The organism is Streptomyces sp. NPDC059851, from assembly GCF_042732005.1.
Lineage (GTDB): Bacteria > Actinomycetota > Actinomycetes > Streptomycetales > Streptomycetaceae > Streptomyces.
This window is the reverse complement of record NZ_JBHWJJ010000009.1, coordinates 18,857-44,191: the sequence shown is the minus strand read 5'-3', so window position 1 is coordinate 44,191 and position 25,335 is coordinate 18,857. Positions and strand designations below refer to the sequence as shown.

The following is a 25,335-nucleotide window of genomic DNA, read 5'->3' as shown; positions in this document are numbered from 1 at the left end:
GCGCCCGGACGGCCTACTACCCCCGGAATCTTTTACGCACGGAGAGTGAAGGGACAGCCACCTGAGGTGAGTTCATCCCAACGGGTGGTTTCCACGCACGCATTCGATTAGTTCTGCATCAGAAGGCACGGGAGTTCATTTCCGCCACACGCACGTACGGGTAGCCCCGGCGCCGGAGCCCGGTCGGCCAGGGATAACGACCGCCGGGACGTCCGGGTCACGCGATGTCAACCACGGCGTCAACCGTGCGGTCAACCCGCGACGTCAACCGTGGCCCCCGTCCCACGGGAGCCCCAGTGCCCCGTCGCACCCCGCCCCGCCGCACCCCGCCCCGCCGCGCCGCGCTCGGGCGCCGCCCTCAGGCGCGGACCCTGCCGTCGACGACCACCCGCAGCGGCTGCGCCAGCGCCCGTACGTCGGCCCGCGGGTCGCTGCCGTACACCACGAGGTCCGCGGGCGCGCCCTCGGTGAGCCCGGGCCGGCCGAGCCACTCGCGCGCCGCCCACGTCGTCGCCGACAGGGCTTCCAGGGGCGGGATCCCGGCCCGCACCAGCTCCGACACCTCGTCCGCGACCAAGCCGTGCGGGAGGGAGCCGCCCGCGTCCGTGCCGACGTACACCGCGATGCCCGCGTCCCAGGCCGCGCGCACGGTGTCGTACCGGCGCTCGTGCAGCCGCCGCATGTGCGCCGACCAGCGGGGGAACTTGGTCTCGCCGCCCGCCGCCAGCTTCGGGAACGTGGCGATGTTGACCAGGGTCGGGACGATCGCGATCCCGCGCTCCGCGAACAGCGGGATCGTGTCCTCGGTGAGCCCGGTGGCGTGCTCGATGCAGTCGATGCCGGCCTCGACCAGATCGCGCAGCGAGTCCTCCGCGAAGCAGTGCGCGGTGACCCGGGCGCCCAGCCGGTGCGCCTCGGCGATGGCCGCCTCGACCTCGGCGCGCGGCCAGCAGGCCGTCAGGTCGCCGGCTTCCCGGTCGATCCAGTCGCCGACCAGCTTCACCCAGCCGTCTCCGCGCCGCGCCTCGCGGCCGACGTACGCGACGAGGTCTGCGGGCTCGATCTCGTGGGCGTAGTTGCGGATGTAGCGGCGGGTGCGGGCGATGTGCCGGCCGGCCCGGATGATCTTCGGTAGGTCGTCCCGGTCGTCGATCCAGCGCGTGTCGGAGGGAGAGCCGGCATCGCGGATGAGCAGGGTGCCGGCGTCGCGGTCCGTCAGGGCCTGCCGTTCGGCGGTCTCCGCGTCGACCGGGCCGTGGGCGTCCAGCCCCACGTGGCAGTGCGCGTCGACCAGGCCCGGCAGGACCCAGCCGGACACCGTGGTCGTATCGCGGGCACCGGCCGGACGCTCGTAGGAGATCCGGCCGCCGACCACCCAGAGCTCGTCGCGCACGTCCTCGGGTCCGACGAGCACCCGCCCCTTCACATGCAGCACGTCATCGGTCATGCCCGCACTGTACGTGCGCGCCCGATGGGCCCGTCCGGCGACCTAGGCCCAGGCGAGGCGCAGCCGCCGCTGGAGGGGTGCGTCCGCGGCGGGGGCGCGGCCCGGTTCAGCAGGACGCGTGGGCGTCGGCGACCTGTGCGCGAGCGGCGCGCAGTAGCTGTTGGACGGCCCGGCGGACATTCGGGCCGTGTCGCTGTCCTAAGCGGGCCGGGGAGCGGTTCGCGCGGAACCCAGCCGCGCCGGGCCGCTCGTACCTGTCCTCGCCGGACTGCAAGGAGCGCTGGATCGACGGCGGCCGCACGGCCCTGCTGCACGCGCCGGCGCTGCTGGAGACGCTCCCGGTGGAGACCCGCCCGGACCGGATCACGGCCGGGGGCCTGGGTGCGGTGACACCCCGTCATGCGACGCCAGCGGCAGCCACCCGGGCCGGTGCGGCGGCGCTCGGCTCCACCCCGTACGTGGTGCGTGCCGCGGAGGCGGCGCCGGTGGCCGCGACGCTGCGCGTGGGGACGCCTCGTCGGTGGCGGCCAAGGCGTCCGGACGCCTTGGCCGTCGGCCCCGGTCGCGGCGGGGGCCCTCGCCGGGGACATGGTTCGGGTCAACCACTACGGCCCGGCCGCATCCCGGGAGGCGGTGCGAACCGCCCTCGCGGCCTCGCGGTGGTCCTGTCGACGGAGCCGGCCGGGGCCAGCCGCAGCCGATGGGGCCTGGGCGGCGACCGCCGGCTGGCCCCCGCCCGCGTCCCGGCAGGGGGGCGGGCCGTGCCCGGCCCGACGGTGCGAACGCGCCGGCCCGGTACGGGTTCGCCGCCCGGAACCGCGCCGAGCCGTCCCCCGGCAGGTCAGCCGACCCGTCAGGCTCCCACGGGCCCCGGCCGGACGGGCCGAAAGACGGCCGGGGCCGGACGGGTCGGAAGACGGCCGGGGCGGGACGGGTCGGAAGACGGCCGGGGCCGGACGGGTCGGAAGACGGCCGGGCCGGCCCCCTGCGCGGTGGCGGGGCCGGGGCCGTCAGGCCTGGGGGACGGCGCAGGCGCCTTCCGGGTCGCAGGCGTCGGCCGTCGGAGCCGGCTCGGCCGGCTCGCGGCCGGCCCAGGCCTGCTCCAGGGCGCGGGTGAACACCTCGGCCGGCTGCCCGCCGGAGATCCCGTAGCGGCGGTCCAGGACGAAGAACGGCACGGCGTTGGCGCCGAGTTCGGCCGCCTCCCGCTCGTCGGCCCGCACCTGTGCGGCGTACGCGGAGTCGTCCGCGAGGACGGTGCGGACCTCGGCCTCCTCCAGCCCGGCCTCGACGCCCAGCGCGACCAGCACTTCGGGGTCGAAGACGGACCGCTCCTCGGCGAAGTTCGCGCGGAAGGCCAGGTCGAGCAGCGCCTCCTGGCGGCCGCGGGCGGCGGCCAGGTGCAGCAGCCGGTGGATGTCGAACGTGTTGCCGTGGTCGCGGCCCTCGGTCCGGTACTCCAGCCCCTCGGCACGGGCGGTCGCCGCGACGTGCTCCTCCATGCCGCGCGCCTCGTCGAGGGTGCGGCCGTACTTCTTGGCGAGCATCTCCACGACGGGCGCGGTCACGCCCTTGGTGCTGTGCGGGTCGAGCTCGAAGGACCGGAAGACGACCTCCACCTCGTCGCGGTGCGCGAACCCGGCCAGCCCTTCGGCGAAGCGGGCCTTGCCGATGTAGCACCACGGGCAAGCGATGTCGCTCCAGATCTCGACGCGCATGTTCCTTCTTCTCCCGGTTCAGATGGCGCCCCGGCGGGGCCCGAGGCGGTTTCACGTTCAACCACCGCCCGGAGCGTCTCATTCCCCGGACGGGGGCCCGATCTCCAACCACAGGGTGCGGTGCGAGCCGGATCGGGGGACGGCAGGGTCGGGGCGCCAGCCGTGGCGGGTGTAGAAGGCTTGGGCGCGGACGTTGTGCTCGTACACCTCCAACCGGACCCGGCCGACGCCGGCGGTGCGCCAGGCGTCGAGGCAGGCGGCGTGCAGGGCGGTGCCGATCCGACGCCGCCAGTGCGCCGGGTCGACGTGGAGCTGGGTCAGGGTGGTCCCGTCCGCGGCGGTGCGGAACGCGGCGACCCCGGTGAGCCGGCCGTCCTCCTCGGCGCACAGCACCCGCCCCTCGGCTGCGGTGCGGGCCACGGCGAGGGACCAGTTCTCGCGGGAGCGTGCGAGTTCGGCTTCGCCCGCGTAGGCCTCCTCGGGGATCCGGCCCCGGTAGTAGGTGGCGCGGGCCCGGGCGTGGAGGGCGGCTATGGCGTCGAGGTCAGCGGGACGCGCGGCTCTGATCATGGAACGGGAACGCGCCGGGAACCGTGTCGGTTCCCGGCGCGGGGGGGGCGTGCCGCAGGCGGCTACTTCTTCAGCCAGGCGTCCATCATCTTCTGGGCGATGGGGGCGGCCAGCCTGCCGCCGCCGATCTCGGACCGGTCCATGTCCGAGTTCTCGATCATGACGGCGACGGCGATCTGCTTGCCGTTCGCCTTGCCGTACGAGGTGAACCAGGCCAGCGGCGGCAGGCTGTTCTTCACGCCGCGCTGGGCCGTGCCGGTCTTGCCGCCGACCTCGGCGCCCGACACCTGCGCGGGCTTGCCGCCGCCCTCGGCGACGACCGTCCGCATGGCGTCCCGCAGCATGGCGGCGGTCTTCGGGCTCATGACCTGCTGGACCTTCGGGTTCTTGAAGCTCTCCAGCACGGTGCCGCCCGAGTCGGTGACCTCGGAGACCGAGTGCGGGGCGACGAGCTTGCCGTCGTTCTGGATCGCGGCGGTCACCATGGCCATCTGCAGCGGCGTGGCCTGCACGTCGAACTGGCCGATGCCGGTGAGGGCGACCTGGTCGACGGACATCTTCTTCGACGGGTACTTGCTCGGCACCCGGGTCGTGACCGGGGTCTCGACGTTCGTGTTGAAGCCGATCTTCTCGGCCGTCGCCCGCATCTTGTCCTGACCCAACTTGGACGCGAGTTCGGCGAAGACGTTGTTGCAGGACAGCCGGAGCGCGGTGCGCGCGGAGGCGTTGTTGCAGGCGGCGGAGCCCGCCTCGCTGGGCAGCAGGGTCTTCGTACCAGGAATGGTGTACGGGTCGGGGGTGCCCGTCGGTGCGTCCAGGTTCGTGACGAGCCCGTTCTCGATGGCCGCGGCCAGCGTGACCAGCTTGAAGGTGGAACCGGGCGCCTGCGGCTTGCGCAGCGCCACGTTCTCCATGGCCTTGCCGTTGTCGGCGGACAGCTCCTTCCAGGCCTCGGTGTCGTTGGCACCGGAGATGCGGCCCGGGTCGAAGGAGGGGTTGTTCACGAGGGCGAGGATCTCGCCGGTCGCGGGGTCGATCGCCACGGCAGAGCCCTGCTTGCCCTGGAGCGCGTCGTAGGCGGCCTTCTGGACGCCCTTGTCGACGGTGGTCAGTACGTTGCCCGGCGAGGCCCGCTTGTTGGTGAGGAGGTCCATCACGGTCTTCAGGCGGTCGTCCGAGCCGTTGAGGACCTTCTGGTACACGCCTTCGAGCATGCTCGTGCCGAACGCCTGCGAGCTGAAGCCGGTGAGGGGCGCGTACAGCGGACCGTCGACGTAGGTCCGCTTGTACCCGAAGTCCTTGCCGCCCGTCTTGACCGAGCCGGTGATGGCCTCCCCGCCCACGATGATGTTGCCCAGCGGGTTCTCGTACTGCCCGATGAGGTTCCGCCGGTTGTTCTCGTTGTCTGCGAGGGCCTGGCCTTGGTAGGCCTGCACCCAGGTGACCCGGAGAAGCAGGGCCAGCACGAGGAGCAGACAGAAGACCGACGCACGCCTGATCGTCTTGTTCATCTCCCGGAAGGACGTACGAGCGTGGCCGGGCGTTCCGCCCTGTCCCGTTTGTGGCCGGGTTCTCAGCTTTTCTTCATGATGCGGCGCCCCTCACGGCGCCCCTCGCGGCGCCCCTCACGATGAAGCCTCCTTCGTAGGCGGCGATGACGGCTTGGGTGCGGTCACGGGAACCGGTCTTGGACAGGACGGCGGCCACGTGCGTCTTGACGGTCTGCGGCCCGACCCCTAGGCGTTCGCTCATCTCGTGGTTGGACAGCCCGCTGGCCATCAGCCGCAGTACGTCCGCCTCCCGGTCGGTGAGCCGGGCCACCCACGGGGCCCGGCCCCCGGGCGCGGCGGCCGCGTGGGCGGCGGCCAGGGAGCGGACGGCCGCCGGGAACAGCAGCGAGTCGCCCCGCGCCACCAGCCGGACCGCGCCGAGCAACTCGTCCGGGTCGGCCCGCTTGAGGAGGAACCCGGCGGCGCCCGCGCGCAGCGCGTCGTAGACGTAGGCGTCGTTCTCGAAGGTGGTCACGACCATGATCCGCGGCGGTTCGGGCAGGGTGGCGAGGATCTGCTCGGTGGCCCGGATGCCGTCGATCCCGGGCATCCGGACGTCCATCAGCACCACGTCCGGTGCCAGCTCCCGGACCACGGAGACGGCCTCGGCGCCGGAGGCCGCCTCCCCGACGACCTCCAGATCGGGTTCGGCGTCGATGATGACCCGCAGGGCGGTGCGGACCATCCGCTCGTCGTCGGCGAGCACGATGCGCAACGGCGGCCGGCTCATCGGGAGCCCCCGCCGCTGCTCCCACCGGTGCCCCCGCCGAGGGGGAGGACGGCCCGCAGCCGCCACATCCCGTCGTGCGGGCCGGCGTCGACGCGGCCGCCCAGTAGGGCCGCCCGCTCGGCGGCCCCGTGCAGCCCGCGGCCCCCGGCGGTGCGGGGCGGGGCGCCCTCGCCGGTTCCCGGTGGATTGGTCATGGTGATCTCCAGTGAGCGGTGTGCGCTGTCCTTGCCTCCCGGCACGTCCCGCGCGTCCCCCCGGTCCGTGACGGTGATGTGCAGCTCGACGGGTCCGGTGCCGTGCCGCAGTGCGTTGCTCAAGCCCTCCTGCACGATCCGGTACGCCTCACGGGAGGCGATCGCCGGGAGCTGCGCCCAGTCCCCCACCGGTCCGGGGTCCTGGTGGGCGCTGACGGTGGTGCCGGAGGCGCGGGTCCGGTCCAGCAGCCCGCCCAGGTCGGCGGCGAGGGTCGGCGCGGGCGCGGCGTCCGGCCGGGCCGGGTCCCCGTCCCGCAGCAGGCCCAGGACGGTGTCCAGTTCGCCCACCGTCCGCCGCGTGGTGTCCTCGATCGCCGCCAGCGCCTCCCGTACGAACGCGGGGTCGCTGTCGAGGACCCGTCGGGCGGCGACCGCCTGGAGGGTGACGGCGCTCAGGGCGTGCCCGACCGCGTCGTGCAGCTCCCGGGCGAGCCGGTTGCGCACGGCGAGGTCGGCGGCCCGCTCCTCGGCTGCGGCCAGCCGGTCCGCCGGCGTCGGCCCCAGCAGGACGGGGGCGAGTCGGGCCAGCAGTGCCCCGGCCCCCGCGGCGCACAGCACGAGCCCCGCCAGCAGGCCGAACCCGAGGAACGGGGCGACGTACGGATCGGCGGCGGTGCTGAGCCAGCCCGACCCGACCGGCACCTCGCGCAGCGCGCTCACGAACGGCAGCAGGATCATCACCACGGCCATGGGCGGCACCGCGAGGCTCATCCCGCTGACCAGCGCGCCGACCCCCAGGTGCAGGGACCACCAGACGGCCGTCCTCCCCCGGGCCGCCCAGGACCGGGCCGGCCCCTCGGCCAGCAGCTCTCCTGGCACCCCGCACAGCGCCCGCACCGCGACCACCGACATCTGCCGGACCAGCCCGAAGACCGCGGTCGCCGCCGCCAGCGGCACCGAGAACCCGTAGGCGATGAAGATCAGCGGGGTGGAGGCGAGCGCGTTCACCCCGCCGGCGAGAACGCCGACGAACACCTGCGCCAGCAGGAAGTACGGCATCAGCAGGGCCCCGCCGAGTACCAGGTGCACCCAGCGCAGCCGGGCCCGCGCCCCCAGCAGCCGTCCCGGGCCGACCGGCAGCCGCACCACCCGCACCCCCGTGCGCATCACTCCACCCCCTCGTTCCCCTGCCTGCTTCCGTCCGTACCCGGCCCCCGCCAGGTCCGGCGCCTGCCCCCGGTCCGGCCCCTGCCCCGGTCCGGCCCCTGCCCCCGTTGTGCCGGCCCCGGCCCGCCCGCAGACGTCGCCGGCAGCCGCCTCAGGCCGTGAGCCGTGAGCGGGTGAACCGGGCCAGGACGGCCGCGGAGAGGCAGCCGGCGAGCACCTGGCCAATGTAGGCCACGAAGATCACCGACGAGGTGCGTTCGGGATCGCCGACCTCCGGCGCCAGCATCGCCGTGAACAGGAACAGCCCCCAGCTCAGCGCGGCCGACGACCCGACCCAGGCGAGCGCCAGCGGCCACCGGGCCGTGATCGCCCCGCCCCGCGCCAGCAGCAGCGCCCCTACACCCGCCGCCAGCGCGCACAGCCCGTGGACCGCCGAGACCAGGCCGCTCTCCACCGAGTACTGCGCCACCCGCTCGGCATCCAGCCAGGCGGTACCGCCGAAGGCCCAGTACAGGTGTATCGCTCCCACCGCTGCGCCGACCGCAGCCGCGGCTCCCGCCACCACCCCCGTGGGCGACGGGAGCCGCGCGCCCAGCACGCCCCGCAGGCACCGGCCCCAGCGCTCGCGCGCATAGGGGACGAACAACCCGGCCAGGGCGAGTCCTTGGATGATGAAGCCGGGGTAGACGACGAAGTACACCCAGTCGTCGAGGAACGGCGCCCGCGCGGCCTTCACCGCATCACCCGCCCCCCAACCCAGTGCCCTGACGAGGATTTGGCCGGGGAAGCCGGTCACGATCGGGGTGAGCAGCCCGGTGGCCGTGAACACGGGAACGACCAGCAGCCAGCCGGGCACCCGTCTGCCCCAGGGCCGGGTGAGCAACAGCGCGAGCACGATCACACAGGCGTCCATCACCAGTGTGACGGCGTTGGCCACGGTGAAGAACGGTCCGGGATCCAGCAGCACGCTGCCGTCCGGTATGCCGATGCGACTCCCCGCCAGCCAGGCGGCCTTGAGGGCCAGGTACGGAAGGGTGGCGATCACGGCCGCCGCCCGCAGGAGCCTTCGGATCGGCTCGGCCCCGCTCACCGGGGTCGGCGAATCGGCCAGAGTCGTCGGGTCGGCCGGGACCGTCGGGTCGGCCGGGACCGTGCGGTCGGTCGGGGTCTTCGTGCCGGTCGTCTGTCGCACCGCTCGTGTCGTCATGGCTCAACAGTCGCGTGCCCGGCGCCCCGCCACCTCCCCCGCGAAGGTGAACCGTCTCCCCCACGCGGGGGAGACGCCCTCCCTCCCGGCTCCCCCCCTCACATGCGCCGGGTCACCACCGACAGCCTGTCCCGGGCCGCGAACAGCGCGGCCTTGATCGCCTCCTCGTGGTCCGCGGTGAGCCTGGCCACCGGCACCGAGCAGCTCACCGCGTCCCGTGCGGGCGTCCGGTACGGCACGGCGACCCCGAAGCAGCTCAGCCCGAGCGTGTTCTCCTCCCGGTCCACCGCGTAGCCCTGCTCCCGCACCATCGCCAGTTCCTCGATGAGCCGCTCCCGGTCGGTGACGGTGTGCTCGGTGACCGCCTCCAGCCGCCGCGGCAGCAGCGCGCGCACCTCCTCGTCGGAGTGGGTGGCGAGCAGCGCCTTGCCCAGCGCGGTGGAGTGCACGGGCAACCGCCGCCCGACCCTGGTGAACGGCCGCAGGTAGTGCTGGGACTGGCGGGTGGCCAGGTAGACGACGCTGCACCCGTCGATCCGGGCCAGATGAATCGTTTCGGTGGTGTCCTCGGAGAGCCGGTCCAGAGTGGGCCGGGCCGCGGCGACCACCTCGTCCCCGTCGATGTAGGAACTCCCGACGAGCAGGGCCCGAACGCCGATGCCGTACCGGGTCCCCGTGGCGTCCGTCTCCACCCACCCCAGGTTCACGAGCGTGCGCAGCAGCATGTACAGGCTGGACTTGGGCAGGCCGAGGTCGTGCTGGATGTCGGCCAGGCTGTGCAGCCCGGGTCGCGCCGCGAAGTGCTCCAGCAACACGACCGTGCGGACGGCGGACTTCACGGCCGCCGGCGCCGCGCCCGCCACCCCGGCGGACTCACCGGAGCCGTCCGCACCACCCGCACCACCGGAGCCGCCCGAACGGCCGCCCCCGTCCGCCGCGGGTGCCACGGCGTCAGCCGATGCCACAGCCGCCGCAGCATCCGCGGCCGTTCCCGTGGCCGTGTCGAACTCGATGCGCTCACCTCTGGCCATTCGCCTTCCTGCCCCTTCTTGTCTCTTGTCACGCGCACGACGCGGAAATAGAGTCCGGAACGGATGGAGATCATTCACCCATCGGAACGGCGTTCAGAATACTGAACGCCACCGCGCGGGTCGGCGTAGATCCAGGAGGCAGTGCGGCATGGCAGGGACACCAGTCTGGAGTGTGGACCCCCGCACCGGGAAGCAGCGGGCCCAGGTTGCGGTGGAAGCCGGCTCCCCCGAGGTGGACGAAGCCGTCCGCGCGGCCCACGCCGCCCGCACGGCACTCGCGGACCGCACCGCCCGCATCGCGTTCCTGCGCGCCGCCGCCGACCTGCTCGACGCCTCCGCGGAGCAGGTGGTCGGGGCCGCCGACGCCGAGACGGCGCTCGGACCGGCCCGGCTCACCGGCGAACTCGCCCGAACCACCGGCCAACTGCGCGCCTTCGCCGACGCCGTCGCCGACGGCGGCTACCTCGACGTCCGGATCGACCGGGCGGACCCCTCCCTCACCCCGCCGCGCCCCGAACTGCGCCGCTACAAGGTGCCGCTCGGCGTGGTCGCCGTCTACGCCGCCTCCAACTTCCCGCTCGCGTTCTCCGTCCCCGGCGGGGACACCGCGAGCGCACTGGCCGCCGGCTGCCCCGTCGTCGTCAAGGCGCACCCCGACCACCCGGCCACCTCCGAGCTGTGCGCCTCGCTGCTGCGGCGGGCGGCGGTGGCCACCGGGCTGCCGGGTGAAGTGGTCACCGTCCTCCACGGGTTCGACGCGGGCCTGGAGCTGGTCCGCCACCCGCTGGTCACCGCCGCCGGGTTCACGGGCTCCCTGCGCGGCGGGCGCGCCCTGTTCGACGCGGCTGCCGCGCGGCCCGTCCCCATCCCCTTTCACGGCGAACTCGGCTCCCTCAACCCCGTCGTCGTCACCCCCGACGCCGCCGCCGAGCGCGCCGAGGAGATCGGCGCCGGACTGGCGGGCTCGGTCACCCTCGGCGTGGGCCAGTTCTGCGTCAAGCCGGGCCTGGTGCTGGTCCCGGAGGGCGCGGCCGGGGACCGGCTCGCCGAAGCCCTCGGCAAGGCCCTCGGCGAAACCGGTCCGGGCGTCCTGCTCGACCACCGGATGCGGGACGGCTTCATCGCCGGGGTCGCCGAGCGGGCGGCGCTGTCCGGCGTCACCGCGCCCGTCACGCCGGGCCCGGCCGGGGAGCACACCGTCGGCGCGGGCTACCTGTCCGTGTCCGCCGCGAGCCTGCTGGCGGGTCCCGCGTACGAGGTGCTGCTGGAGGAGTGCTTCGGCCCGGTGACCGTCGTCGTCCGGTACGCCGGCGAAAGCGAGGCCGGGGCCGTGCTCGACCTGCTCCCCGGCAACCTGACCGCCACCCTCCAGCTCTCCGCCGCCGAGGCGGAGGGCGCCCCGGGCCCGGCGGCGGAGCTGGTCTCCCGCGTCACGGCGCTGGCCGGGCGGGTCGTGGTCAACGGCTGGCCGACCGGCGTGGCGGTGGCTCCGGCCCAGCACCACGGCGGCCCGTACCCGGCGGCGACCTCGCACTCCACCTCGGTCGGGGCCACCGCGATCGAACGCTGGCTGCGCCCCGTGGCCTACCAGTCGGTGCCGGACCCGCTGCTTCCGGCGGAGCTGCGCGAGGCGAACCCGCTGGGCCTGCCGCGCCGCGTCACGGAAGCGGCGGCACCGGCCGCCCCGGCGGGTCCGGCGGGTCCGGCGGGTCGGGCGGGTCCGGCGAACTGAGGGCCCGGCACCCGGCGCGGCCCGGAGCCGCGGGCAAAACCCGTTGCCCGCCCCGTCCCGGGCGGGGCAGGCTGCGGCCCCATGCCGAAACCGCACGGATTCACGTACGAGCGAAGGGGCGACGGCACCGTCGTCATCACCCACCGCGACCGCGCCGCGGGCACCTTGCGCGGCGCCCGCGCCGAGAGGTTCCTGGCCGAGGTCGAGGCCGGGGACGCGCAGCTCGTGATGGCCCGCTGGACGGGCGCCTACAAGTTCGGGAACGAACGCACGGCCAAGAACCACCCGCGGAACCGCCGCTGAGCCCCCCGCCATCCCCCACCCGGCGACACCGGCGGTCCCTCGGGCCCCCGGCCCGCGACGCATCCCCCGTATGGCCGCTCTGCGGACCGGGAGGGAACGGCACGGCACCCCTGGTCGTTCTCCGGGCATGACCGCTATGACCCCTGGTTCCAATCTGCCGCTCAATGCCGTCCGGGTGACGGTGGACGTGGCGGCCCCGGTGCGGCTCGACGTGTCGGGGCTGCTCCTCGCGGCCGACGGCAAGGTGCGCTCCGACGCCGACTTCATCTTCTACAACCAGCCGTCCGGGCCCGGCGTCAGCCACCGATCCGGCGGCGGGACGGCCCCCGACTCCATCACCGTGGACACCGGCGGGCTGCCGCCCGGCATCGAGCGCATCGTGGTCACGGCCAGCCCCGACGCGGCGGGGCAGACCTTCCAGGGCATCGAGCCCACCGCCACCGTGCGGCAGGCGGACACCGGCGCGGTGATCGCCACCTTCACCCCGCCGCAGCTGGGCACGGAGACGGCGCTCGTGGTCGTCGAGGTCTACCAGCGGGGCGGCGTGTGGAAGGTTCGCGCCGTAGGCCAGGGGTACGCGAACGGCCTCGCCGGCATCGCCACCGACTTCGGGGTCTCGGTGGACGAGGAACCGGCCCCGGCCCCCGCCGCCCCGGTCGCCCCGCCCGTCACGGTTCCTCCGCCGGCCCCGGTCACGGCCCCGCCCGCCGCCGCCCCGCCCGCCCCGCCCGCCGCGCCCGCCGCCGCTCCGGCCGGCACCGGGAAGATCAACCTCGACAAGGGCCGGGTCAGCCTGCAGAAGAACCAGACCGTATCCCTCGTCAAGGGCGGCCGCCCACTGCTCTCCCAGGTGAAGATGGGCCTCGGCTGGGAGCCCGCCTACCGCGGCCGGGACATCGACCTCGACGCGTCGGTCATCGCGTACGGCCCGCAGCGCAACCACATCGACAGCTGCTACTTCGGCAGGCTGACCATCCTGGGCGGCGCCATCCAGCATTCGGGTGACAACCTCACCGGCGAGGGCGCCGGGGACGACGAGGTCATCGCCGTGGACCTCGGCCGGCTGCCCGCCGAGGCGACGGGCCTGGTCTTCACCGTGAACTCCTTCTCCGGCCAGAAGTTCACCGACGTCGCCAAGGCCTACTGCCGCCTCATCGACGGGGCGACGGGTGAGGAGCTCGTCCGCTTCGACCTCACCAGCGCCGAACCGCAGACCGGCGTGATGATGGCGAAACTGATCCGGCAATTCTCGGGCGAATGGGAGATGACGGCCATCGGGGAATTTGTGAAGTCCCGCACAGTACGCGGCATGGTGAAGCCCGGCGCCGAGGCGCTCTGAGCAGGTGGGCGGGCCGATCCGGTGGCGGCCGGCAGCCCGGCCGCAAGCGAAGGTGATGGATTACACCCTAAAAGCGGCGGTGACGGTCCGTGTTCGCCCGTAGCCTGGAAACCATGTACAGCACACTCAGGCCCGCGGGTCCCGCCCGCCCGTCCGCCGCCGAGGCGAACGAGGCGATACGGCACCTCGTCGAGACCCGGGTGGATGACGAGTGGCCTTCAGCGGCGTACGAGTTCCTGCTCGAGCAGTGGGCCAGCGCCAGCCACGCCGAGACCGCCGGGATAGCCGAGGTCGCCGCCGCCCCGTGAGGGCGGCGGCGCAGCCGTCCCCGCTCAGCGGGGACGGATTCGGCAACGGCACGAGCAGCGGGTAGCGGCCCGGAGGCAGCCGCAGCGGCGGCAGGACTCAGTGCCGCCCGCGCCGCCACGGCCCGGTGATGGCCAGCATGATGCCCGGCTCCTGGATGCAGGCGAACAGCGTGCGCCCGTCGGGCGAGAAGCAGACCCCCGCGAACTCGGAGTACTCCGGCTCCTCCACGGTCCCGATGTTCAGCTCGTTGCGCGCCAGCGGGTACGTGAGTCCCGACCCGGTGGCGCCGAACAGGTGCTGGAGGCCCTCTCCGTCCTCCGCGATGACCAGCCCGCCGTACGGGGAGACCGTGATGTTGTCGGGGCCGTCGTGGACCGCGCGCCCGGCGGGGTCCCGGTGCACCCCGAGCAGCACCTTCAGTGTGATCGTGCGCCGCTTGGGGTCGTAGAACCACACCTGGCCGTCGTGCGCGGCGCCCGGGCTCTCCTCACGCGCGTACGAGGAGACGAAGTACGCGCCGCCGTCGGCCCACCACATGCCCTCCAGCTTGCGTCCCCTGGTCACCGCGCCGTCCGCGAACTGCTTGCGCACCGGCACCGTCCGGGCGTCGCGGTCCGTTACGGCCACCCAGTCGACGCCGTACACGGTGCCGGTCTTCGTCGCCCGGGACAGGTCGTCGACGAACCGGCCCCCGCTGTCGAAGCACTTGGCGGCAGCGAGCACCCCGGCGTCGGCCGCGAGGGTACGCAACCTGCCGCGCCCGTGGCGGAAGCCGCTCGGCGGGGTCCAGCGGTAGAGCAGCCCGTTGGGGCCGGAGGCGTCCTCGGTCAGGTAGGCGTGGCCGAGGCGCGGGTCGATGATGACGGCCTCGTGCGCGTACCGCCCCAGGGCCTTGATCGGCTGTGGGTCGCGGTTGGCGCGCCGGTCGTGCGGGTCGACCTCGAACACGTACCCGTGGTCCTTGGTCATCCCGTTCTTGCCGGCCCGGTCCTCGGTCTCCTCACAGGTGAGCCAGGTGCCCCAGGGGGTGGCGCCGCCGGCGCAGTTGGTTGACGTACCGGCGACGCCGACCCATTCCGCGGCCTCACCGCCGCGGCGCACCTCGACGACGGTGCAGCCGCCGGCGGCGGCCGGGTCGTAGACGAGGCCCTCGGTGAGCGGGACGGGGTGGGCCCAGTCGGCGCGCTTGCCCTTGAGCTCGTGGTTGTTGACGAGGAGGGTGACTCCTCGGTGGCCCTCGAAGGCGGCGGTGCCGTCGTGCTTCTGCGGGGTGAACTCCCCCGAATCGAGGGTGGTGACGCCGCTGTGGGTGAGGACGCGGTACCGGAATCCGGCGGGGAGGGCGAGGATTCCGGCCGGGTCGGGCAGCAGCGGGCCGTAGCCGGGCTCGCAGGGGCGGCCGTGCTCGTCGCGGTGCGCGCTGTCGTCGGCCGCCAGCGCTCCCGGTGCGGTGGCGAGGGCGCCTACGGTCCCGCTGAGCGCGACTCCCGCACCGGCGATGACGGTACGGGCGGTGAAACCTCTACGGCTGAGCGGCATCGGTCACTCCAGGGGGTGAGGGTGGGGCGCTCGTCGTGGTGAGCGGACGTGCCGCGCGACGGCCGGGGGCCACCGTGCGGTGCGGCGCACACGGTCGCGCCCGCACGTGAACGGCGGCTGAATTACCCCCGGCGGCGAACCGTCCGTTGCTGCCCGGCAGGATTGACCGACACCCACTCAGGAACGTCTCGTTCCGCCCCTGCGCCCGTGTCTCGGCGCACCGCACCGCGCCACCCCGCCCTGGCCGGCGGGCTGACCGCCTGGCCGGGCCGGGTCAGTGCCGCCGCGAGCGGGCCTTGTACGCCGCCTTGCGGGCCTCCTTGGCCGCCTTCCGGTCCGGGTGCAGGCGGCCCATCGCCTCCAGCACGTCCGCCACCGCCGGGTGCTCCACCCGCCACGCCTGGTCGAAGAAGCCCGCGTGGTGGGCGGTCAGGGACTCCATCAGCAGCGGCAGTTCCACCGCCGCACCGTCCGCGGCCAGCTGCGCCGCGATCGTGTCGACGGTCAGCCAGTACACCATCGCCCCGTCCGGCGCCGGTACGTCCACCGTCCCGCGCTCGGCGAGCCACACCCGGGCCAGCCCGCCGAGCTCCGGGTCGTCCAGCACCGCCCGGACCGCCGGCTCCGCGGCCGCTCCGACGGAGGCGAGGGCCTGCTGGCAGCGCAGCCGGCGCAGCGGAGCACCCGCGTCCGCACCCCGGGCCGCGGTCAGCAGCTCGGCGACCGCGGCGGCCGACTCGCGTCCGGCGAGCCACTGCTCGATCTCCGCCTGGGCCGCGAACTCGGGGTAGTCGCAGACCGCGTCGAGCAGCGCGTCCGCACCCTTGTCGGCCAGTTCCCCTACGGCGGGGGCCGTGATGCCGGCCTCCCGCATCCGCGCGCGGAGCCCGTACAGGCCGAGCGGGGTGAGGCGGACCATCCCGTACCGGGACACCTCCTCCGCGTCGAGCTCGCGCGGGCCGGCCGCGGCGGGCTCCTCCTCGTCCGTCTCCTCCAGCACGCCTTCCTCGACGGGGTGGTACTCGACCAGCCCGATCGGCTCCAGCTGACGGAACTGGTCGTCCAGGCGCATCATCGCGTCCGAGACCTGCTCCAGCACGGCGTCCGTGGGCCGGGCCATACCGTCCGGAACCACCATGGAGGCGGCGAGCACGGGCAGCGGCACCGCCCCGCCCCGATCCGCTCCGCCCTCGTCGACGGTGATCAGGTAGAGGTTGGCGAGGATCCCGTCCAGGAAGTCGGCCTCCCGCTGCGGGTTCCAGTCGAGCCGGTCGAAGTCGATGGTGCCGCCCTCGCCCAGGGCGTCGACGAGGTCGTCCAGTTCGGGCACGGCCGCGTCCGCGAGGACGGCGTCCAGGGCGGACAGCCACAGGTCGAGGACCTCGGCGGGCGCGCCGCCGGTCACCCGCGCCAGGTCCTCGCCGGCCGCGGCGCCGCCGAACTCCCCCGCCCCGACTCCGGCCGTCTCGGGCGCCCCGTCCAGCCCCTCCGGCTCGCCCGCCCCGGTCAGCTCGACGAGGCCGGTGTCCAGGGCCGCCCGCCAGGCCCGGCTCGCATCCGCGCGGGCGCCCGCGTCGGCGGGGTCGAGGCCGAGCGCGGCCGCGGCGTCGGGGAGCTGGGCCCGGTCGAGTTCACCGTTTCCGTCCACGCGGGTGCCGGGACCGACCCAGCGGGCGAGCCGTACGGCGCGGGCGAACAGGGGGGCGACGAGGGCGTCACGGGCGAGTTCCGCGTCGGAGGGCAGCCGTACCGGCGGCAGGGTGGAACGCGGCTCTGCGGACATGGGGTGGTCTCCTCGCGGACGCAGTGGATCGGAGGCCGTCAGCGGCCGTCCGGCGCACCAGAGTAGACGCAATTCGGACGTGTCCGGCGGTCATACATTTGGTTCATCTCACAGTCAGCTTCCGTATGTCCTGGAGGTCTTGACAACGTCCCTGGTCACCCAGGAAATTGACGCGCGTAGACATCGGGGGACCCCCGGGGATCCCTGCGGACCACCCACGGCCAGCCCGTCGACCACCGCAGATTCCCGGCCATTTCGCACCGCAGTACCGCGTCTCGCACCACGGCAACACGCACCACGCACCACGCACCACCGCTGATACCGCACCACGCAGTACCGCGACCACCCCCTCCGCTTTCCTCCTCCACACACCGGAGTACCTGACCATGCACTCCTCACACCCCCGCTCCGCCGCCGTCGCGGCCCTCGTCGCGGGCGCCCTCGCCACCGGCCTGCTCACGGGCACGGCCGACGCGGCCGAAGGCACCGCGTCCGACGGTGCGGTGCGCATCCACGACATCCAGGGCACCACCCGGATATCCCCGCTGAACGGCAAGCAGGTCGCCGACGTCGCGGGCATCGTGACGGGTGTGCGCACCTACGGCTCGCGCGGCTTCTGGATGCAGGACCCCGACGCCGACGACGACGCCGCCACCAGCGAGGGCGTCTTCGTCTTCACGGGCTCGGCCCCGACCGTCGCCGTCGGCGACGCCGTCAAGGTCTCCGGCCTGGTCGGCGAGTACGTCCCCGGCGGCGCCAACTCGGGCAACCAGTCGGTCACCCAGCTCTCCAAGCCGACCGTCACCGTGGTCTCCTCGGGCAACGCCCTGCCCGAGGCCGCCGCCGTCAACGAGTACACCGTGCCCGCCGCGTACGCCCCCGCGGGCGACCCGGCCGCCGCCGGCAGCATCAACGGCCTGACCCTTGACCCCTCCCGCTACGCCCTGGACTTCTACGAGTCCCTGGAGGGCATGAACGTCGCGATCGGCACCTCGCGCGTGGTCGGCGCCACCGCCGCCGAGTACGGCGAGCTGTGGGTCACCGTCAAGGGCTGGGAGAACACCGCGAAGCGCGGCGGCACCCTCTACGGCTCCTACGAGTCCCAGAACACCGGCCGCCTGAAGGTCCAGCAGCTGGCCCCGCTCGCCCAGCAGCCCTTCCCGGTCGCCAACGTCGGCGACAAGCTGACCGGCACCACCGAGGGCCCGCTGGACTTCAACCAGTTCGGCGGATACACCCTGGTGGCCCGCACGCTGGGCACCCTCGCCAAGGGCACCCTCGCCCCCGAGAAGACCAAGGCGCAGGCGCCGGGCGAGCTCGCGGTGGCCACGTACAACGTCGAGAACCTCGACCCGTCCGACCCGCAGGAGAAGTTCGACGCGCTCGCGAAGGCGGTCGTGGAGAACCTGGCCTCGCCCGACATCCTCGCCCTGGAGGAGATCCAGGACGACAACGGCGCCAAGAACGACGGCACGGTGTCCGCGGAGCAGACCCTGTCCAAGTTCACTGCGGCGATCACGGCCGCGGGCGGCCCGGCCTACCAGTGGCGCACCGTCAACCCGTCGAACAACCAGGACGGCGGCGAGCCCGGCGGCAACATCCGCCAGGTGTTCCTGTTCAACCCCGCCCGGGTCTCCTTCACCGACCGCGCCGCCGGCGACGCCACCACCGCGACCGGTGTGACGACGGAGAAGGGCCGCGCGGCCCTCACCCACTCCCCGGGCCGCATCGACCCGGCGAACCCCGCGTGGAAGGACAGCCGCAAGCCGCTGGCCGGCGAGTTCGTCTTCCGCGGCCGCACGGTCTTCGTGATCGCCAACCACTTCGGTTCGAAGGGCGGCGACGAGGCCCTGACCTCCCACCACCAGCCGCCGGCGCGCCCCTCCGAGGCCAAGCGGCTCCAGCAGGCGCAGGCCGTCAACGCCTTCGTCAAGGAGATCCTGGCGGTCGACAAGAACGCCAAGGTCCTCGCCCTCGGCGACATCAACGACTTCGAGTTCTCCGACACGACGAAGGCGCTGGAGGACGGCGGCGCGCTGTACTCGGCCATCAAGTCGCTGCCGAAGTCGGAGCGCTACTCGTACGTCTTCCAGGGCAACGCCCAGGTGCTGGACCAGATCCTGGTCAGCCCGTCGATCAAGGGCTACACGTACGACAGCGTGCACATCAACGCGGAGTTCTCGGCGCAGAACAGCGACCACGACCCGCAGGTGCTGCGCTTCCGCCCGTAACACCCCCGCACCGCACCGCCGTGCCCCCGCACCGCCGTGCACCCCGCAGCCCCGTGGAACGTCCCGCGGGGCTGCGGCCTCCCCGGACCGCAGGGGGCCCGGCCGCCGTCCCGGCCGGGCCCCCTGCCACACTTCCGGCCATGATCTTCCGCGAAGCCACCCGCCGTGACCTGCCCGCCGTACTCGCCCTGATCGACGATGACCGCGCCGAGCGGGCCGAGGTCACCGAGGCCCACGAGCGGGCCTTCGCCGCCATCGAGGCGGACGCCCGCAACGAGGTACTGGTCCTCGCCGACGGGGACGTACTGGTGGGCTGCCTGCAGTTGACGTACGTACCCGGCCTGGGGCGGGGCGGCCGGGAGCGTGCGTTGGTGGAGGCGGTCCGGATCCGCCCGGACCGGCGCGGCGGCGGCCTCGGCGCCGAGCTGATGCGGCTCGCCGTGGAGCGCGCCCGCGGGCGCGGCTGCGGGCTGGTCCAGCTGACCAGCAACAAGAGGCGCGACGCCGCCCACCGGTTCTACGAGCGGCTCGGCTTCGCCCGCAGCCACGAGGGCTTCAAGCTGCACCTGGAACCGTGAGTTCCGGAGCCGCGGGGCCGGAGGCGGCGGCCCCGCGGTTCCAGCGCCGGTAATAACGGGCACAATGGGGAAGTTGGGAACTTTCACCCCTGGCGTGACGCTCACCACATCGTGGCCCCCTCGGCCCGGGTTGTGGTGTTGAGTGTGTCCACGCCCGGTCATGTCTTGCCCGTCGCCCGGAGGTCCGCGTGCTCCCCTCGATCTCCCCCGCCCAGGTCATCGGCCTCGCCGTCCTGCTCGTGGCCGTCATCGTGTGGCTGGCTGGATTCGGCCGCATGCTGTGGGGCGCCCGCCTCCACCACCCCGAGCCCGAGCCCCGTACGGGCTTCGCCGGGCTCGGCGCCATCCCCGCCCAGCGCCGCCGGGAGACGCACCCGATGGAGACGGTCGAGCTGACCGAGGCGGAGGAGGAGGCCTTCGCGAGCCTGGTCCGCTCCATCCGCACCCTGCCCCAGCACTGACCCACGGCCGCCCCGGCAGACCCCCGCCGCCCCACGGCCACCGGCCTCACCCGCCACCCGGCCCCTGTGGCCCGGCCCCCGAAACGCGCGCGGCCGGTGTGCGCTCCCCCGCTCGGGGAGGGAGCACACACCGGCCGGGCCGACCTCCGGGGGTCAGTTGTGGCTGTGCAGGACGTCGTTCAGGCCGCCCCAGACCGCGTTGTTCGGGCGCGCCTCGACGGCGCCGGTGACCGAGTTGCGGCGGAAGAGGATGTTGCTGGCGCCCGAGAGGGTCAGGGCCTTGACGATCTCGCCGTCCGGCAGGGTGACGCGGGTGCCCGCGGTGAGGTAGAGGCCCGCCTCGACGACGCACTCGTCGCCCAGTGCGATGCCGATGCCGGCCTCCGCGCCGATCAGGCAGCGCTCGCCGACCGAGATGATCTGCTTGCCGCCGCCGGACAGGGTGCCCATGGTGGAGGCGCCGCCGCCGATGTCGGAGCCGTCGCCGATCACGACGCCCGCGGAGATGCGGCCCTCGACCATGGAGGTGCCGAGGGTGCCCGCGTTGAAGTTGACGAAGCCCTCGTGCATGACGGTGGTGCCCTCGGCGAGGTGCGCGCCGAGGCGGACGCGGTCCGCGTCGGCGATGCGCACGCCCTTGGGGGCGACGTAGTCGGTCATCCGCGGGAACTTGTCGATCGAGGTGACCTGCAGGTGCAGGCCCGCGGCGCGCGCGTTCAGGCGCACGGTCTCGACCTGGTCCACGGCGACCGGGCCGAGCGAGGTCCAAGCGACGTTGGCGAGGAGGCCGAAGACGCCGTCCAGGTTCTGGCCGTGCGGCTTGACCAGGCGGTGGCTGAGCAGGTGCAGGCGCAGGTACGCGTCGTGCGCGTCCAGCGGCTTGTCGTCCAGGGAGGCGATCACGGTGCGGACGGCCACGACCTCGACGCCGCGGACCTCGTCCTTGCGGATCGCCCCGGCAGCGGCGGCGCCCAGCAGTTCCACGGCCTGCTCGGCGGTGAGGCGCTCGGTGGCGGCCGGGCCGGGCTCGGCGACCAGCTCGGGAGCGGGGAACCAGGTGTCGAGGACGGTGCCGTCGGCGGCGAGGGTGGCGAGTCCGGCGGCGGCGGCGCCGGTGGTACGGGTAGCAGTCATACGGGAAACCTAACCGGCCGCGACCCGAGGTTGCGAACCGGTCTCAGGTGCCGGGCTCAGCCCGTGTCGCACCGGGCGCCGGGCCGCGTACAGCACCGCGGCGCCCGCCCCGCCGGCCAGAACCGCGCACGTCGGCCACAGCAGCCCGGGCGCGGCCGCGTACAGGGCGCCGCCCAGCGGCGGGCCGAGGACGACGCCGCTGACGGAGACCCCCGCGTACAGGCTCTGGAACCGGCCGACGGCGTGCTCGGGCGCCTGGTCGGCGACGTAGGCGGTGGCCGTGGTCTTGTACAGGATCTCGCCGAGGCTCAGCAGGACGATCATCGAGGCCGCGGTCGCCACGCCCGCTCCGGGCAGCAGGGCTGCGTACCCGGCCCCGACCAGCAGCAGCCCGATCCCGATGACGGGCAGCGGCGGCCGGGCGCGCAGGGCGACGGCGGCCGGGAGCTCCAGCAGGAGGATGACGGCGCCGTTGAGGGCGATCACGAAGCCGAAGTCCCGGGTGTCGAGGCCGTGGTCGGCGAGGAAGACGGGGAAGGTGCCGTACTGCTGGCGGTAGACGAGGTCGGTCAGCAGGATCGCGCCGAGCAGGACGAGTACGGCGGGGCGGGCGCGGAGCTCCGCCCACAGCCCGCGCCCGGGCGCCCCGTCGGGGGCGGCGGCGGGGCTGCGGGCGGCCCCGCGGGCGGGGACGACCCGTGCGGTCCACAGGGCGAAGAGGAGGGTGCCGAGGCCGTCGCCGACGAAGAGCCAGTCGTACGAGAGCCCGGTCGCGACCAGCGCGCCCAACGGCGGGCCGAGGGTGAAGCCGCCGTTGGAGACGCAGCGTACGACGGCGAACGCCTGGCGGCGGGCGCCCTCGGGCACGGTCACCGCGACCAGCGCCGAGTTCGCGGCCCGGACCACGCCGGAGGCGTACTGGGCGAGCGGCAGGGCGGCGTACAGCCCGGGTGAGGGGAGCAGCGGGAAGGTCATGAGGGTGAGGCCGCCGAGGGTGGAGGCGGCCAGCAGCACCCGGCGGTGGCCGAAGCGGTCGCCGTACCAGCCGCCGGTGAAGTTGCCGGCGACGAGGCCGATTCCGCCGATGCCGGTGACCAGGCCCGCCTGGGCGGTGCCGAGGCCGCGCGGGCCGGTCAGGTAGAGGAACACGAAGACGAAGGTGAAGCTGACGACGGCGTTGACGAACACGCCCGCCGCCAGGAGCCACACCACTTTGGGCACGTCCCTCAGTCCCTGCACCATGCCGGTCCGCCACCCCAACGCTCAGTGAGTTTCTTTTGGGAACGGACTATGCCAGCATGACAGCCTTGGGTCAACGGACGAAGGAGTGCCCATGGCCCAGCGCACGCACCTCGGCGATGCTGACTGCTCGATCGCCCAGGCCCTCGACGTCGTGGGCGACTGGTGGACGCTGCTGATCGTGCGCGACGCCGCGCGCGGGCTGCACCGCTTCGAGGAGTTCCAGCGCGAGCTGGGAGTGTCCCGGAAGGTGCTGGCCGAGCGGCTGAAGCTGCTGGTCGAGGCCGGGGTGCTGACGCGCGAGCCGTACCAGGAGCGCCCGGTGCGGCACGAATACCGGCTGACCCCGCGCGGACGGGGTCTGCTGCCGGTCCTGGTGGCCCTCCAGGACTGGGGGGACGCCTGGGTCTTGGGAGAGGGAGAGATGACGGCGACGACGCAGGAGGCCTCGCGGGAGGCGGAGCGGGTGCACGGGCTGCGCGGCAGGCGCGTACCGGAGCTGCTGCTGCCGGACCGGTTCGGTGAGCTCCGCGACCCGGTCGCGGGCGACACGCCGTTCACCGTCCTGTACTGCTTCCCCGGCGCGTACGCCCGCGCCGAGTCCTACCCGCCCGGCTGGGCCGGGATCCCGGGCGCGAAGGGCTGCACGCTGGAGTCGTGCACGTACCGCGACCAGCTCGCGGAGTTCGCGGCGGCGGGGGCGACGGTCCACGGGGTCTCCACCCAGCGGCCGGACGAGCAGCGCGCGTTCGCGGAGGCCGAGCGGCTGCGCTTCCCGCTGCTCTCGGACGTGGACCTGGGCCTGACGACGGCCCTGCGGCTGCCGACGTTCCGCGCGGCAGGGGTGAGCCGGATCAAGCGGCTGACCCTGGTGCTGGACCGGGACCGGACGGTGCGCGAGGTGATCTACCCGATCACGGACATCGGGGCGAGCGTCACCGCGGCCCTGACGGCGGTCCGCGACGCCACCTGACACGGTGCCGGACGCCGGACGCCGGACGCCGGCCCGAAGCCCGCACACCCGCGCAGCCCTTGGAACCGGCGCACCCGCGGACCGTCAGTCCTGGCGGCTTCCGACCGGCCGCTCCGCGCCGCCGGTCGCCGCAGCCGACCGTTCACCACCGGCCGGGCCCCGGTCCCCGGTCGGGTCCGCCGCCGGGCGCAGGACGCGGTCCAGCACCTCGCGCGCGTACGCCCCGTCGTACCGGCCGTCCGTCAGCAGCACTTGGAGGCTGATCCCGTCCATCACCGCCACCAGCGCCCGCGCGGTGACCGGATCGGTCCGCTCCGCCAGAGCCTCGGCCACCGACTCGCACCATTCGGCGGCCACCGGCCGCAGTGCGGGGCGGCGCAGCGCCGCGAGGTAGAGCTCGTACTCCAGCTCCGCCCGTCCCCGGTCCGCCCCGAGGAACTCCCCGAGCAGCGCGGCCAGCGCCCCGGCGAGGTCGGCCTCCGGGTCCGCGAGGGCGGGCGAGGCGGCGACGGTCTCGGCGAAGCCCTCGTTCGCCTGCCGGAGGGCCGCGACCAGCAGGTCGTCCAGGGTGGCGAAGTGGTAGGTGGTCGAGCCCAGCGGTACGTCCGCCTCCGCGGCCACCGTACGGTGACTCAGCCCGGAGATGCCCTTCGCGCCGACCACCCGGATCGCCGCGTCGATGATCCGCTGTCGTCGCTCCGGGTCGTACCGGCGGACGGCTCCGGCCGTCATCAGTGCGCCCCGCTCAGGTTCACGAGCACCACCCCGGCAATGATCAACGCGATTCCGGCGAGCTTCGCGGCGGTCGCCGCCTCGCCCAGGAACGCCATGCCGATGGCGGCGATGGCGGCGGTGCCCACGCCGGCCCATATCGCGTAGGCCGTCCCCACCGACATCGACTTCAGGGTCTGCGCGAGCAGCGTGAAGGCGACGAGGTACCCCACGACCGTGCCCAAGGACGGCCACAGCTTCGTGAAGCCGTCGCTGAACTTCATCGCGGTGGTCCCGGCGACCTCGGCGGCGATGGCGGCGGCAAGCAGTACGTAGGGCATGTGTACGACGGTACACAACGTTGTGGACGCCCGTACACAACTACCGGGGACCCATCCCGGCCCGGCCCCCGGGGCCCCGAAGTGCCCGGCCGCACGCTCACCGGGAACACGAACGCCCACCGGGGATCACGAACGCCCACCGGAACACGAACGGCGAGGGCCCCCGGCACTGTCGTGCCGGGGGCCCTCGCGGCGCCCGCTCCGCGGGGTGCGGAATGCAATGCGTCAGACGTTGAAGCCGAGCGCGCGCAGCTGCTCGCGGCCGTCGTCCGTGATCTTGTCCGGGCCCCACGGCGGCATCCAGACCCAGTTGATGCGCAGCTCGTTGACGATGCCCTCGGTCGCCGACTTCGCCTGGTCCTCGATGACGTCCGTCAGCGGGCAGGCCGCCGAGGTGAGCGTCATGTCGAGGGTGGCGATGTTCGCGTCGTCGATGTGGATGCCGTAGATCAGGCCCAGGTTGACGACGTCGATGCCCAGCTCGGGGTCGACGACGTCGTAGAGGGCCTCGCGGACCTCCTCCTCGGTGGCCGGCTTGATCGACGCCTCGGGCGTCGCGTTCTCGGTCATGCCGTCTTCCTCTCCGCGTCGCCCAGCACCTGGGCGGTCGCGTCCTTCCACGCCATCCAGCTCAGCAGAGCACACTTGACGCGCGCGGGGTACTTGGAGACGCCGGCGAACGCGACCGCGTCCTCCAGCACCTCCTCCATCTCCTCGTCCGGCTCGATCTTGCCCTTGGACTGCATCAGCTCCAGGAAGGTGGCCTGGATCCGCTGCGCCTCGGACAGCTGCTTGCCGACGAGCAGCTCGTTCAGCACGGACGCGCTGGCCTGGCTGATGGAGCAGCCCTGGCCCTCGTACGAGACGTCGGTGAGCGTCTCGCCGTCGTACTTCACACGCAGCGTGATCTCGTCGCCGCACGTCGGATTGACGTGGTGCACCTCGGCGTCGCCCTCGCGCAGGCCACGCCCGTGCGGGTGCTTGTAGTGGTCCAGGATGAGCTCCTGGTACATCGAATCCAGCTTCACAGCGTCCTCGTCCTCGTGGC

General features: G+C 73.7%; 24 protein-coding genes. 8 read left to right on the top strand and 16 right to left on the bottom strand.

Features of this window, described 5'->3' with window-relative positions; all coding sequences use genetic code 11:
• Positions 1 to 358: 358 nt before the first annotated feature.
• The 8 genes from ACFV7Q_RS04660 to ACFV7Q_RS04625 form a co-directional block, all read right to left on the bottom strand.
• Positions 359 to 1,447 carry an amidohydrolase family protein gene (locus tag ACFV7Q_RS04660; RefSeq protein WP_385423541.1) on the bottom strand — a complete coding sequence of 363 codons (1,089 nt, stop codon included), beginning with the start codon at positions 1,445 to 1,447 and terminating at the stop codon, positions 359 to 361.
• 1,010 nt (positions 1,448 to 2,457) lie between these two features.
• Positions 2,458 to 3,165 (bottom strand): DsbA family oxidoreductase, encoded by a 708-nt coding sequence (locus ACFV7Q_RS04655; protein ID WP_385423539.1) that lies wholly within the window; start codon positions 3,163 to 3,165, stop codon positions 2,458 to 2,460.
• 78 nt (positions 3,166 to 3,243) lie between these two features.
• Positions 3,244 to 3,735, bottom strand: coding sequence for a GNAT family N-acetyltransferase (locus ACFV7Q_RS04650; protein ID WP_385423537.1), 492 nt, complete (start codon positions 3,733 to 3,735; stop codon positions 3,244 to 3,246).
• 62 nt (positions 3,736 to 3,797) lie between these two features.
• Positions 3,798 to 5,246 carry a peptidoglycan D,D-transpeptidase FtsI family protein gene (locus tag ACFV7Q_RS04645; protein WP_385423535.1) on the bottom strand — a complete coding sequence of 483 codons (1,449 nt, stop codon included), beginning with the start codon at positions 5,244 to 5,246 and terminating at the stop codon, positions 3,798 to 3,800.
• A gap of 73 nt (positions 5,247 to 5,319) precedes the next feature.
• Positions 5,320 to 6,015 (bottom strand): response regulator, encoded by a 696-nt coding sequence (locus ACFV7Q_RS04640; RefSeq protein WP_385423533.1) that lies wholly within the window; start codon positions 6,013 to 6,015, stop codon positions 5,320 to 5,322.
• A complete protein-coding gene (locus ACFV7Q_RS04635) occupies positions 6,012 to 7,376 on the bottom strand; it encodes a sensor histidine kinase (protein WP_385423531.1) in 1,365 nt (454 codons plus the stop codon). The genes ACFV7Q_RS04640 and ACFV7Q_RS04635 overlap by 4 nt, the downstream gene beginning before the upstream one ends.
• 151 nt (positions 7,377 to 7,527) lie before the next feature.
• Positions 7,528 to 8,583, bottom strand: a complete 1,056-nt coding sequence (locus ACFV7Q_RS04630) for a hypothetical protein (RefSeq protein ID WP_385423529.1) — start codon at positions 8,581 to 8,583, stop codon at positions 7,528 to 7,530.
• Positions 8,584 to 8,681: 98 nt separating this feature from the next.
• Complete coding sequence (locus ACFV7Q_RS04625) at positions 8,682 to 9,614, bottom strand: IclR family transcriptional regulator (RefSeq protein ID WP_385423527.1); 933 nt, start codon at positions 9,612 to 9,614, stop codon at positions 8,682 to 8,684.
• A gap of 148 nt (positions 9,615 to 9,762) precedes the next feature.
• Between ACFV7Q_RS04625 and ACFV7Q_RS04620 the strand changes: the two genes are divergently transcribed.
• From ACFV7Q_RS04620 to ACFV7Q_RS04605, 4 genes are all read left to right on the top strand, one after another.
• Positions 9,763 to 11,346: an aldehyde dehydrogenase (NADP(+)) gene (locus ACFV7Q_RS04620; RefSeq protein ID WP_385423525.1), complete on the top strand. Its 1,584-nt coding sequence runs from the start codon at positions 9,763 to 9,765 to the stop codon at positions 11,344 to 11,346.
• Between the two features lie 81 nt (positions 11,347 to 11,427).
• A complete protein-coding gene (locus ACFV7Q_RS04615; protein WP_385423523.1) occupies positions 11,428 to 11,649 on the top strand; it encodes a hypothetical protein in 222 nt (73 codons plus the stop codon).
• A 127-nt stretch (positions 11,650 to 11,776) separates the two neighbouring features.
• The gene (locus ACFV7Q_RS04610) at positions 11,777 to 12,988 is read left to right on the top strand and encodes a TerD family protein (RefSeq protein WP_385423521.1); all 1,212 of its coding nucleotides are present in this window, start codon (positions 11,777 to 11,779) and stop codon (positions 12,986 to 12,988) included.
• Between the two features lie 113 nt (positions 12,989 to 13,101).
• Positions 13,102 to 13,296 (top strand): hypothetical protein, encoded by a 195-nt coding sequence (locus tag ACFV7Q_RS04605; protein WP_385423519.1) that lies wholly within the window; start codon positions 13,102 to 13,104, stop codon positions 13,294 to 13,296.
• 97 nt (positions 13,297 to 13,393) lie between these two features.
• Here ACFV7Q_RS04605 and ACFV7Q_RS04600 read toward each other — a convergent pair whose 3' ends face one another.
• On the bottom strand, positions 13,394 to 14,836 hold the full coding sequence (locus ACFV7Q_RS04600; RefSeq protein WP_385423517.1) for an alkaline phosphatase PhoX: 1,443 nt from the start codon (positions 14,834 to 14,836) through the stop codon (positions 13,394 to 13,396).
• Positions 14,837 to 15,110: 274 nt separating this feature from the next.
• Positions 15,111 to 16,619 carry a hypothetical protein gene (locus ACFV7Q_RS04595; protein ID WP_385423515.1) on the bottom strand — a complete coding sequence of 503 codons (1,509 nt, stop codon included), beginning with the start codon at positions 16,617 to 16,619 and terminating at the stop codon, positions 15,111 to 15,113.
• A gap of 386 nt (positions 16,620 to 17,005) precedes the next feature.
• On the opposite strand from ACFV7Q_RS04595, the gene ACFV7Q_RS04590 reads away from it, so the two are divergent.
• The 3 genes from ACFV7Q_RS04590 (at position 17,006) to ACFV7Q_RS04580 (ending at position 19,889) form a co-directional block, all read left to right on the top strand.
• Positions 17,006 to 18,850, top strand: a complete 1,845-nt coding sequence (locus ACFV7Q_RS04590) for an endonuclease/exonuclease/phosphatase family protein (RefSeq protein WP_385423513.1) — start codon at positions 17,006 to 17,008, stop codon at positions 18,848 to 18,850.
• A 140-nt stretch (positions 18,851 to 18,990) separates the two neighbouring features.
• Positions 18,991 to 19,428, top strand: coding sequence for a GNAT family N-acetyltransferase (locus ACFV7Q_RS04585; RefSeq protein ID WP_385423511.1), 438 nt, complete (start codon positions 18,991 to 18,993; stop codon positions 19,426 to 19,428).
• A 188-nt stretch (positions 19,429 to 19,616) separates the two neighbouring features.
• Positions 19,617 to 19,889 carry a hypothetical protein gene (locus tag ACFV7Q_RS04580; RefSeq protein WP_385423509.1) on the top strand — a complete coding sequence of 91 codons (273 nt, stop codon included), beginning with the start codon at positions 19,617 to 19,619 and terminating at the stop codon, positions 19,887 to 19,889.
• Positions 19,890 to 20,042: 153 nt separating this feature from the next.
• Here the strand turns inward: ACFV7Q_RS04580 and dapD are convergent, their stop codons facing one another.
• Both dapD and ACFV7Q_RS04570 read right to left on the bottom strand, forming a co-directional pair.
• Positions 20,043 to 21,023: a 2,3,4,5-tetrahydropyridine-2,6-dicarboxylate N-succinyltransferase gene (gene dapD, locus ACFV7Q_RS04575; protein WP_385423507.1), complete on the bottom strand. Its 981-nt coding sequence runs from the start codon at positions 21,021 to 21,023 to the stop codon at positions 20,043 to 20,045.
• A 9-nt stretch (positions 21,024 to 21,032) separates the two neighbouring features.
• Positions 21,033 to 22,265 (bottom strand): MFS transporter, encoded by a 1,233-nt coding sequence (locus tag ACFV7Q_RS04570; protein WP_385423505.1) that lies wholly within the window; start codon positions 22,263 to 22,265, stop codon positions 21,033 to 21,035.
• 91 nt (positions 22,266 to 22,356) lie between these two features.
• Between ACFV7Q_RS04570 and ACFV7Q_RS04565 the strand changes: the two genes are divergently transcribed.
• Positions 22,357 to 23,235, top strand: a complete 879-nt coding sequence (locus ACFV7Q_RS04565; protein WP_385423503.1) for a winged helix-turn-helix transcriptional regulator — start codon at positions 22,357 to 22,359, stop codon at positions 23,233 to 23,235.
• 84 nt (positions 23,236 to 23,319) lie between these two features.
• On the opposite strand, the gene ACFV7Q_RS04560 is transcribed toward ACFV7Q_RS04565, so the two are convergent.
• The 4 genes from ACFV7Q_RS04560 to sufU all read right to left on the bottom strand — a co-directional run bounded on the left by ACFV7Q_RS04560 (position 23,320) and on the right by sufU (position 25,315).
• Positions 23,320 to 23,967, bottom strand: a complete 648-nt coding sequence (locus tag ACFV7Q_RS04560) for a TetR/AcrR family transcriptional regulator (RefSeq protein ID WP_385423501.1) — start codon at positions 23,965 to 23,967, stop codon at positions 23,320 to 23,322.
• The gene (locus ACFV7Q_RS04555) at positions 23,967 to 24,287 is read right to left on the bottom strand and encodes a DMT family transporter (RefSeq protein ID WP_385423499.1); all 321 of its coding nucleotides are present in this window, start codon (positions 24,285 to 24,287) and stop codon (positions 23,967 to 23,969) included. The genes ACFV7Q_RS04560 and ACFV7Q_RS04555 overlap by 1 nt, the downstream gene beginning before the upstream one ends.
• Positions 24,288 to 24,512: 225 nt before the next feature.
• Positions 24,513 to 24,857, bottom strand: a complete 345-nt coding sequence (locus tag ACFV7Q_RS04550; RefSeq protein WP_007263433.1) for a metal-sulfur cluster assembly factor — start codon at positions 24,855 to 24,857, stop codon at positions 24,513 to 24,515.
• A complete protein-coding gene (gene sufU, locus ACFV7Q_RS04545) occupies positions 24,854 to 25,315 on the bottom strand; it encodes a Fe-S cluster assembly sulfur transfer protein SufU (protein WP_360626521.1) in 462 nt (153 codons plus the stop codon). The genes ACFV7Q_RS04550 and sufU overlap by 4 nt, the downstream gene beginning before the upstream one ends.
• Between the last annotated feature and the right edge of the window lie 20 nt (positions 25,316 to 25,335).